An 11,129-nucleotide genomic window follows, 5' to 3' on the forward strand; every position below is an offset into this window, starting at 1 on the left:
CGAAAAAAAGTATTAAAAAAATAAAAAAAGTATTGCATTTTATTTTGCGTTGATATATAATAACTGAGCAATGCCCGAGTGGTGAAACTGGTAGACGCAACGGACTCAAAATCCGTCGGTAGCGATACCGTGCCGGTTCGAGTCCGGCCTCGGGCACCATGTGATAATGAAAGCCTTGAATAAAGGCTTTTTTTGTGCCTGTATTTTGGTTTGGCAATAATTTATAATGAGTTTAATTTATCTACCATGTTTTGCTGCGATTCATTAAATCAATGTCCATAAACATTATTTAACATTTTAGAAAAAGAAGCCCTGTTTACTTTTTGATGATGAGTCAAACCTGTTATTAATTCTATTTTTAAAGTCAGGTGTTGAGAATGTAAAATGGCATGGCAGAAGGTATGATGTGATGTGGATTAATATTTTGATAATAGCATTTATTGTGTATGGTTTTGAAATCACCATAAAAGAAAGAGCAGAAAGACGTCTGGCGAAACAAGATGACAAAACAAACATCAATCGTGCAGAAGTAGCTCTTACAAAAGCAGTAAACCGAATCAAAGTGTATGAACATCACTAAAAGAAAAACTCCGCCATTGGATGAATGTCCAAATGCGGAGTTTTTGTATGAAAGATAAATTCATAAGAAGGCAGTTTAGAGCGCTGCAGGAAAAGAGAAAAGAAAAAAATCTCGAAAAAAATTAAAAAAAAGAGTAAAAAAATGTTGACATAGGGAAGAGCGGGTGGTAATATATACGAGCACCAAGCGAGAGAGCTTGGCTCGGTCTTTGAAAACTAAACAGGAAACGTCAATTTCAAACAATGAAAAAGATAACAAAACAAAAGAAAAAACGTTAGCAGAAAACGTTTTGAGCTAAAATCAAATGGAGAGTTTGATCCTGGCTCAGGATGAACGCTGGCGGCATGCCTAATACATGCAAGTCGAACGGAGCGAATATGGAAGCTTGCTTCTGTAAGAGCTCAGTGGCGAACGGGTGAGTAACACGTAGGTAACCTGCCCATGTGCCCGGGATAACTGCTGGAAACGGTAGCTAAAACCGGATAGGTGAATAGGAGGCATCTCGTATTCATTAAAGGACCTGCAAAGGTGCGAACATGGATGGACCTGCGGCGCATTAGCTGGTTGGAGTGGTAACGGCACACCAAGGCGACGATGCGTAGCCGACCTGAGAGGGCGAACGGCCACATTGGGACTGAGACACGGCCCAAACTCCTACGGGAGGCAGCAGTAGGGAATTTTCGTCAATGGGGGGAACCCTGAACGAGCAATGCCGCGTGAGTGAAGAAGGTCTTCGGATCGTAAAGCTCTGTTGTAAGTGAAGAACGGTCAGTAGAGGAAATGATACTGAAGTGACGGTAGCTTACCAGAAAGCCACGGCTAACTACGTGCCAGCAGCCGCGGTAATACGTAGGTGGCGAGCGTTATCCGGAATCATTGGGCGTAAAGGGTGCGCAGGTGGTACATTAAGTCCGAAGTAAAAGGCAGCAGCTCAACTGCTGTTGGCTTTGGAAACTGGTGAACTGGAGTGCAGGAGAGGGCGATGGAATTCCATGTGTAGCGGTAAAATGCGTAGATATATGGAGGAACACCAGTGGCGAAGGCGGTCGCCTGGCCTGCAACTGACACTGAGGCACGAAAGCGTGGGGAGCAAATAGGATTAGATACCCTAGTAGTCCACGCCGTAAACGATGAGAACTAAGTGTTGGGGAGACTCAGTGCTGCAGTTAACGCAATAAGTTCTCCGCCTGGGGAGTATGCACGCAAGTGTGAAACTCAAAGGAATTGACGGGGGCCCGCACAAGCGGTGGAGTATGTGGTTTAATTCGAAGCAACGCGAAGAACCTTACCAGGCCTTGACATGGATGTAAATGCCCTAGAGATAGGGAGATAGCTATACATCACACAGGTGGTGCATGGTTGTCGTCAGCTCGTGTCGTGAGATGTTGGGTTAAGTCCCGCAACGAGCGCAACCCTTGTCGCATGTTACCAGTATTGAGTTAGGGACTCATGCGAGACTGCCGGTGACAAACCGGAGGAAGGTGGGGATGACGTCAAATCATCATGCCCCTTATGGCCTGGGCTACACACGTACTACAATGGCGGCTACAAAGAGAAGCGAACCTGCGAGGGGGAGCGGAACTCATAAAGGCCGTCTCAGTTCGGATTGGAGTCTGCAACTCGACTCCATGAAGTCGGAATCGCTAGTAATCGCAGATCAGCATGCTGCGGTGAATACGTTCTCGGGCCTTGTACACACCGCCCGTCAAACCATGGGAGTTGGTAATACCCGAAGCCGGTGGCATAACCGTGAGGAGTGAGCCGTCGAAGGTAGGACCGATGACTGGGGTTAAGTCGTAACAAGGTATCCCTACGGGAACGTGGGGATGGATCACCTCCTTTCTAAGGAGAAAGAGTGTAGAGAAAGATATTTCCTGTTTGGTTTTGGAAGGCTGAGAAGCATTCCGAATCGATCTTTGAAAACTGAATAACAGAAGACATAACAGAAGGTCTATAACGAAAAGTTGTAAGAAATTCACGAGTTGAAGTTAAACAAACAGAAAACTCAAAGCTAAGCTAATGGTGATTAAGTAAGAAAGGGCGTACGGTGGATGCCTAGGCACTTGAAACTGAAGAAGGACGCAACAAACGGCGAAACGCGGCGGGGAGCTGTACGTAAGCAAAGATCCGCCGGTATCCGAATGGGGGAACCCGGCATGCGTAATAGCATGTCATCCGCAGATGAACAAATAGTCTGCGAGAGAGGTACCCGGGGAACTGAAACATCTAAGTACCCGGAGGAAAAGAAAACAACAGTGATTCCCTGAGTAGCGGCGAGCGAAAGGGGAGGAGCCCAAACCAGACCGAGGTCTGGGGTTGAAGGACCGCGATACGGCAAGAATCATGGTAGGAGAACGGCATTGAAAGGCCGACCGGAGAGGGTGCAAGTCCCGTATCCGAAACCGTGAGGAAGCCCAGCGGGATCCTGAGTACGGCGAGACACGAGAAATCTTGTCGGAAGCAGGCGGGACCATCCGTCAAGGCTAAATATAAGCAAGTGACCGATAGTGAACCAGTACCGTGAGGGAAAGGTGAAAAGAACCGCGGGAGCGGAGTGAAATAGAACCTGAAACCGTATGCTTACAAGAAGTCAGAGCACGTTAAGGTGTGATGGCGTGCCTTTTGTAGAATGAACCGGCGAGTTATGTTATCGTGCGAGGTTAAGCAGGAGATGCGGAGCCGAAGCGAAAGCGAGTCTTAATAGGGCGGCAGTACGATGACATAGACCCGAAACCGTGTGATCTAGCCATGACCAGGTTGAAGTTCAGGTGAAACTGAATGGAGGACCGAACCGACCCCCGTTGAAAAGTTGGCGGATGAGTTGTGGCTAGGGGAGAAATTCCAATCGAACACGGATATAGCTGGTTCTCCCCGAAATAGCTTTAGGGCTAGCGTCGAGGATGAGTCTTGTGGAGGTAGAGCACTGAATGTACGATGGCCCCATCCCGGGGTACTGAGTATAATCAAACTCCGAATGCCATGAGATATTCCCGGCAGTCAGACCGTGGGTGATAAGGTCCATGGTCAAAAGGGAAACAGCCCAGACCGCCAGTTAAGGTCCCAAAATGTATGCTAAGTGGAAAAGGATGTGGGGATGCACAGACAACTAGGAGGTTGGCTCAGAAGCAGCCATCCTTCAAAGAGTGCGTAACAGCTCACTAGTCGAGTGACCCTGCGCCGAAAATGTACCGGGGCTAAGCATACTACCGAAGCTGCGGATTTGTAGTAATACAAGTGGTAGGGGAGCGTTCCATGCACGTGGAAGCCATACCGAAAGGAGTGGTGGAGAGCATGGAAGTGAGAATGCCGGTGTGAGTAGCGAGATGCAGGTGAGAATCCTGCACACCGATAGCCCAAGGATTCCAGGGGAAGGTTCGTCCGCCCTGGGTAAGTCGGGACCTAAGGCGAGGCCGAAAGGCGTAGTCGATGGAAAACAGGCAGATATTCCTGTACCCGCGATGGAAATGAAGGAATGACGGAGAAGGCTAGCATGAGCCACTTATTGGATTGTGGTCGAAGCGAATAGCAGGTGCATAGTCAAATGCGTGCACGGAATGTAAAACGTGACAGGTAAGCGAAACCCCTGGGGAGTAGCGAAGCATGCGAGGCCAGCTTCCAGGAAAAGTTTCTAGTGCTGATTCCATAGCGGCCCGTACCAAAACCGACACAGGTGGGCAAGGAGAGTATCCTGAGGTGAGCGAGAGAACTGTTGCCAAGGAACTCGGCAAAATGACTCCGTAAGTTAGCGAGAAGGAGTGCTTATGAAAGTAAGCCGCAGTGAAGAGGCCCAAGCGACTGTTTAACTAAAACACAGCTCTCTGCGAAGTCGCAAGACGAAGTATAGGGGGTGACGCCTGCCCGGTGCTGGAAGGTTAAGAGGATTTGTCAGTTTCGACGAAGCAATGAATTGAAGCCCCAGTGAACGGCGGCCGTAACTATAACGGTCCTAAGGTAGCGAAATTCCTTGTCAGGTAAGTTCTGACCCGCACGAAAGGCGTAACGATTTGGGCGCTGTCTCGGCAGCAGACTCGGTGAAATCTTAGTACCTGTGAAAATGCAGGTTACCCGCAACTAGACGGAAAGACCCCATGGAGCTTTACTGCAGCCTGATATTGGATTTTGATCAGAGATGTACAGGATAGGTGGGAGACGAAGAAGGATGCACGCCAGTGTATCTGGAGTCGACGTTGGGATACCACTCTTGTCTGATTGGAGTTCTAACCTGCGTCCATGAAGCTGGACGGGGGACCGTGTCAGGCAGGCAGTTTGACTGGGGCGGTCGCCTCCCAAAGAGTAACGGAGGCGCCCAAAGGTACGCTCAGATTGGACGGAAATCAATCGGCGAGTGCAAATGCAGAAGCGTGCTTGACTGTGAGACAGACAGGTCGAACAGGGACGAAAGTCGGGATTAGTGATCCGGCGGTGCCGAATGGAAGGGCCGTCGCTCAACGGATAAAAGCTACCCTGGGGATAACAGGCTGATCTCGCCCAAGAGTTCACATCGACGGCGAGGTTTGGCACCTCGATGTCGGCTCATCGCATCCTGGAGCTGAATTCGGTTCCAAGGGTTGGGCTGTCCGCCCATTAAAGCGGTACGCGAGCTGGGTTCAGAACGTCGTGAGACAGTTCGGTCCCTATCTGTTGTGGGCGTAGGAGATTTGAGGAGAGCTGTCCTTAGTACGAGAGGACCGGGATGGACCTACCGCTGGTGCACCGGTTGTTGTGCCAACAGCATAGCCGGGTAGCTAAGTAGGGAAGGGATAAGCGCTGAAAGCATCTAAGCGCGAAGCCTACTCCAAGATGAGATCTCCCATACGCAAGTAGTAAGACCCCTTGAAGACGACGAGGTAGATAGGTCAGGGATGGAAGCGCAGCGATGCGTGGAGTTGACTGATACTAATAGGTCGAGGACTTAATCAAATGTTGACTGTTGTTCAGTTTTGAAGGTTCGAACCTTCAGGGATCTGGTGATGATGGCGAAGTGGACACACCTGTTCTCATCCCGAACACAGAAGTTAAGCACTTCAGCGGCGACAATATCCAGACGTGCTCTGGTGAAGATAGCACGTCGCCAGTTCCTTTTTGAGCCTTGCGGCTCTTTTTTTTAGGTTTTGATTCTATTTTTTTTGATAGTAATGTATAATAAGTAAAGCTAAGAGGTGGTAACATGAAGAAAAAAGTTTTAGTAGGTTTATCAGGTGGAGTTGATTCTGCTGTTGCTGCACACATTTTAAAGGAACAAGGTTATGATGTGACATGTGCGTTTATGCGAAATTGGGATTCTTTTGCTAATAACGATATTTTGGGAAATCCAACTATACAGGATGATGTATGTCCACAAGAGCAGGACTATGCGGATGCAAAAGCTGTTGCAGATAAATTAGGATTACCTTTATTGCGCGTGGATTTTGTGAAAGAATATTGGGATAATGTGTTTACCTACTTTTTAGAGGAGTATAAAAAGGGTCGAACGCCTAATCCAGACATTTTATGTAATAAATATATTAAATTTGATGCATTTATGAAATATGCAAATAAGTTAGGGTTTGACACTGTTGCGACAGGACATTATGCTCGCGTTGATAAAGGTGGCGCCTATACAAAAATGTTAAGAGGTGTAGATTCAAACAAAGATCAAACTTATTTTTTATGTCAGATATCTTCTGATGCATTATCAAACACATTATTTCCTATAGGGGATTTAGAAAAAAAAGAGGTACGACGCATAGCTGAAGAATTAGAACTTGAAAGTGTTATGAAAAAGAAAGATTCTACAGGAATTTGCTTTATTGGCGAAAGAAATTTTAAAGAATTTTTACAAAATTATCTTCCAAGTAAAGATGGAAAAATTGTTGATATAGAAACATTAGATGTTGTTGGTGATCATATCGGTGTTTTATATTATACGATTGGACAAAGAAAAGGCTTAGGAATTGGCGGAAATAAAGGTCCTTGGTTTGTTGTAGGTAAAGACGTTGAGAAAAATATTCTTTATGTTGCTAATGGTGATGAAAGCAATTGGCTACACACAACAAGTTGCATTGTATCTGGTGTAAACTGGCTTCGTCCAGAAAAGCTTAGTGAAGAATATCACTGTACTGCTAAATTTCGATATCGTCAAAAAGATAATGATGTAATTATACGTTTTATTGATGAAAAAACCGTTCTTGTTTCTTATCCACAAAGCGTATCCAGTGTTACCTGTGGGCAGGAAGCAGTATTCTATGATGGAGAGGAGTGTCTTGGAGGAGGCGTCATTGAAGAGGTGTTTATCCAGGGAGAAAGTTTACAGAATCGCATAAAACGGAGAACATCATATGGAAAATAGATTTCAATGGAAATGTGCGAATAAGTTCTCTTTGTTGTTTTTGATAGTTGTTTATTTTTTTGGATATATGTTTTTAGTTCCAGTTCTTGCAAGAAATTTGACTTTATTCTTAAATCCGAATGCTATTGTCATGAGTATACCAATTCTTACTATTCTATATGCAATTATTTTAGTTTTATCAGTTTTAATAACGAGGCCTTTGTGGCAAGAAGCATGGGATAGTTTTAAACAAAACATAGTTAGGAATCTTTTTGAAATTATAACAATGACTTTCTTTGTACTGGCACTTAATTTTGCTTTAAGTATGATTGTTTCTCTTATTTCTGGAACGCCAGAAAGTGTAAACCAAGAAAATATAAAGGTAAATACTACAATAGCTCCAATATTTATGTTATTCTCTTCTGTGATTTTTGCACCTATCGTAGAAGAAAGTGTTTTTCGTGGAGGAATTTTTTCATACTGTAGAAAATATATGGGATTTGTTCCTTCGGCAATTATTAGCGGATTCTTCTTTGGATGTATTCATGTGATGGGTTCTTTTATAACATTTCAATTTACAGATTTAGTTTATCTTGTGGTTTATGGTGGGTTAGGATTCTTTTTCTGTTATTGTTATGAAAAGAAAAATAGTATTGTTTCTTCTGCAGGAGTACATGCTTTAAATAATTTGATTTCTTTTATGCTTTTGGGGGTCTGAAAGGAGATATAAATGGAAGATATGATATTGCAGGCAAGATTACTGCATGTTGTATTTTATAATGCTGAAACTGGCTATTTTGTTGGTCGTTTTCAATTATGTAATGAAACAAAAAGTACATTTACTGCAACAGGTTTTTTTCATAGTACAGAAATCGATAGCGTATGGGATCTTCATGGGTCTTATAAAGAACATCCGCGCTATGGTTTACAGTTTAATATTACTAGTTATGAAAGAGTTCTGAAAAATGATATTACAAGTTTAATACAGTTTTTTTCTAGCTCTAGATTTCCAGGAATTGGAAAACAAAGTGCTAAAAAGATTGTTGATACATTAGGTCATGACTGTATAGAAAAAATACAAAAAGACCCAGCTGTATTATTAAGTATTCCGGATTTTCCTTTGAAAAAAGTAAAAATTATTGAAGAAGGTATTTTAGAAGAAAAGGAAGATGACATTTCGTACTTTTTTTCAAAATTCGGGATAGGTGTTCAAACAGCCAAAAAAATTGAAAATATTTATGGGAATAATACAATAGAAGTCATAAAACAAAATCCTTATCAATTGCTTGAAGAAGTTGATGGTGTGGGTTTTAAGACTGCTGATAAATTAGCAAGAGATTTATCTGTTTCTTTGGATGATCCACGTCGTATAAAAGCTATTATTGTTCAATTAGTCCAGCAATGGTGTAATTCTACTGGTGATACATATATAGAAATAGAAAAGCTTTATAAAAAAATTCAAAAAGAATTTCATGATTTAGATGTTGAAGCTTACTTACAGGAGATTTTAGATGAAGGAATCTTAATAAAAGAAGATAAAAACATTTATTATCATAAACAATTTGAAGCAGAAAAATATATATCTTCATTTTTATTTGATTTTCCTTATGTCGAACAGCCATTTTCGTATATAGAAACTTTGGGTGATGATATTGAAAATATAGAAGATGAATTGCATATCGAATATGAGAAAATTCAGAAACAAGCATTTCATAATTTTTTTCTACATCCTTTTTCTATCATTACAGGTGGACCTGGGACAGGAAAAACAACAATTGTACAAGGACTTATTTCGCTCTATAAAAAATACTATCCTTTAGATACGATAGCTTTATGTGCTCCAACTGGTCGTGCATCAAAACGATTAAGTGAAATTTGTCAAAATGTAAAAGTTTCTACTATACATTCTTTATTACATTGGGATTTAGAATCAAATACATTTTTGAAAAATGAAAAAGAATTATTGGATTGTGATCTTTTAGTTATTGATGAGTTTAGTATGGTTGATCAGCAACTTTTTCAAGCACTATTGAAATCAGCAAAACTTGTTAAAAAGATTTTATTAATTGGAGATGAAAATCAGTTAGCCAGTGTTGGATGTGGCAGTGTTTTAAAAGACTTGATTACATCCTCCTTATTCCCTTTGACACGTTTAGAAAAAATATTTCGCCAAAAAGAAGGCAGTGATGTAATCACACTTGCTCATGAAATAAATGAAGAGAATGTTACTGTGTTGGAACAGGGTAATGATATAGCATTTTTTTCCTGTGAAAACTATGAAGTAAAAGATATCTTGATTCCTATAGTGTCAAATGCATTGGAAAAGGGTTATTCTATAAAAGACATTCAAGTTTTGGCGCCTATGTATGGTGGTGTTGCAGGTATTGATGCATTAAATAATACTTTGCAAAAAGTACTGAATCCTCAAGATGGTTATAAAGATGAAATAAAAGTTGGATATCGCGTTTTTCGTGTTGGGGATAAAATCTTACAATTAAAAAATCAGCCAGATGAAAATGTATATAATGGTGATATTGGAGAAATAATTGCTATAGAATATGCAGATGAAAATGCATTATCTAAAAATGTAATTCTGGCAGATTTTGATGGCAATTTTGTAGAATACAGTGGAGAACAAATTTCTAATATTACACATGCATATTGTATATCTATCCACAAAGCTCAGGGAAGCGAGTATCCTATTGTGATTATGCCTGTTGTAAAAGATTATGCATTTATGTTAAGTAAACGTTTGCTTTATACTGGTGTAACACGTGCAAAAAAAAGTCTGGTATTGCTTGGGTCTAAAGAAGTGTTCTTAAAATATATTCATTTACAGGAAAGACATATTCGTAAGACAACTTTAAAAAAGCATATCTTAGAAAAATTTGAATAATTTATTCTTAATTACTCACACTAGTAGTACAACAGGAGGTAATTTAGATGAATAAATGTATGTTTGCGGCAATGACCGGACTTATTGTTGGAATGTATTTAGGTTATACAAAAGATGATGAAATTGAAGATTTTTGTCGTCAGTCTAAAAGAGCTAAGAGAAAAATGAAGAAGACTTACCATAAAACTATGGATAACCTAATGAATTACATGGAATTAGATTAAACCCTAACGGGTTTTTTCTTTATGAAAAATAAACTAAATATTGTATCTGATTTTTGTAAGAGTCTTCTTCCTATGGTTCTGTTTTTGCTGGTAATAGTGCTTTTATGCAAACAATTACATATATCAGAATCTCTACTCTCTTTATATAAAGCGATTTTGCCTATAGTTACTGGAATTGTAATATCATTTTTATTACAGCCATTCATTGACAAACTATCAAAATATATGAAGGTAAATAGAGCGGTCATGCTTGTCTATATGGGGGTATTTGTGCTCTTATGTATTTTTTTAATTATCCTTTTACCTCTTTTGTATCAACAAATTAGTGAATTATTATACTTATTACCTAAACTATTTACGAACATTCGTTCTTTTTTTGAACAATATCTAAGTAGTGTTGATGTACAGTCTTTTATAGATAAACAGGATATAAAAAAACTTTATGATGGTATTTTTTCTCAGATACAGGGCATGGTTTCAACAACTGTTTTTTTCTCTATAGCTTATGTAAGTGCTTTTTTTATTTCTATAGATCTTTCTTTTTGGAAAAAGGTAATTCATAAAACAATACCTGTCCATAAACGATATTATACTTTTTATCATACTTTTAGCAGTGTTGTCTTTCAGTATTTAACAGGAACCATCGTTGATATGCTATTTATTGCGATATCATCGTTTATTGTTTTATTCTTATTTCATTTTCCAAATGCATTTTTATATTCTGTGTTATTAGCATTTTTAAATTTATTTCCGTATATAGGAGCTACTATAGGAATTGTTTTAATTGGGATTATTGCTTTACTTGAATATAGTAGTTTTCCATGGGTGTTATTTATTGTTATTTTTATTTTACAACAGATAGAAGGTAATTTAGTGCAGCCAATGATTTTTCATAAGACAATGCATGTTCGACCTTTATTAACATTTGTGTTTCTTTTCATAATGGAGGCAATATTTGGAATATTTGGTGCTTTATTATCTCCTATTGCTGCTGCTATGACACAAATTGCAATTCGAAGCTGGATGCATTCTAAAACAAATGATTCAATTGGAAAATGGGAAGATATCTGGATTGATTTTGATGAGGCTGTCGCAAGTGAAAAAAGTAGATGATAGTTGCAT

Annotated in this window: 6 protein-coding genes, 1 tRNA gene and 3 rRNA genes; all 10 read left to right on the forward strand. The window is 40.2% G+C overall.

Going from position 1 to position 11,129, the window contains the following annotated elements:
• Positions 1–72: 72 nt before the first annotated feature.
• The 10 genes from A9CBEGH2_RS02335 (at position 73) to A9CBEGH2_RS02375 (ending at position 11,120) form a co-directional block, all read left to right on the forward strand.
• Positions 73–159, forward strand: a tRNA-Leu gene (locus tag A9CBEGH2_RS02335).
• 250 nt (positions 160–409) lie between these two features.
• Positions 410–580 (forward strand): ATP synthase delta/epsilon chain alpha-helix domain-containing protein, encoded by a 171-nt coding sequence (locus A9CBEGH2_RS02340; RefSeq protein WP_118278015.1) that lies wholly within the window; start codon positions 410–412, stop codon positions 578–580.
• A 301-nt stretch (positions 581–881) separates the two neighbouring features.
• A 16S ribosomal RNA gene (locus A9CBEGH2_RS02345) occupies positions 882–2,422 on the forward strand.
• Between the two features lie 182 nt (positions 2,423–2,604).
• A 23S ribosomal RNA gene (locus tag A9CBEGH2_RS02350) occupies positions 2,605–5,500 on the forward strand.
• A gap of 43 nt (positions 5,501–5,543) precedes the next feature.
• Positions 5,544–5,657 (forward strand): 5S ribosomal RNA (gene rrf / locus A9CBEGH2_RS02355).
• Together the 16S, 23S and 5S rRNA genes form the textbook arrangement of a ribosomal RNA operon.
• Before the next feature lie 90 nt (positions 5,658–5,747).
• Entirely contained in the window at positions 5,748–6,908 is a 1,161-nt protein-coding gene (gene mnmA, locus A9CBEGH2_RS02360) for a tRNA 2-thiouridine(34) synthase MnmA (RefSeq protein ID WP_118277236.1), read from the forward strand.
• Positions 6,898–7,605, forward strand: coding sequence for a CPBP family intramembrane glutamic endopeptidase (locus A9CBEGH2_RS02365; RefSeq protein ID WP_118277237.1), 708 nt, complete (start codon positions 6,898–6,900; stop codon positions 7,603–7,605). The genes mnmA and A9CBEGH2_RS02365 overlap by 11 nt, the downstream gene beginning before the upstream one ends.
• A gap of 12 nt (positions 7,606–7,617) precedes the next feature.
• Complete coding sequence (gene recD2 / locus A9CBEGH2_RS02370; protein WP_118277238.1) at positions 7,618–9,783, forward strand: SF1B family DNA helicase RecD2; 2,166 nt, start codon at positions 7,618–7,620, stop codon at positions 9,781–9,783.
• A gap of 47 nt (positions 9,784–9,830) precedes the next feature.
• A complete protein-coding gene (locus A9CBEGH2_RS12325) occupies positions 9,831–10,007 on the forward strand; it encodes a hypothetical protein (protein ID WP_164503359.1) in 177 nt (58 codons plus the stop codon).
• Between the two features lie 21 nt (positions 10,008–10,028).
• Positions 10,029–11,120: an AI-2E family transporter gene (locus tag A9CBEGH2_RS02375; RefSeq protein ID WP_118277239.1), complete on the forward strand. Its 1,092-nt coding sequence runs from the start codon at positions 10,029–10,031 to the stop codon at positions 11,118–11,120.
• The last annotated feature ends 9 nt before the right edge of the window (positions 11,121–11,129 follow it).

The sequence above is a fragment of the Amedibacterium intestinale genome (genome assembly GCF_010537335.1).
Classification (GTDB): domain Bacteria; phylum Bacillota_I; class Bacilli_A; order Erysipelotrichales; family Erysipelotrichaceae; genus Amedibacterium; species Amedibacterium intestinale.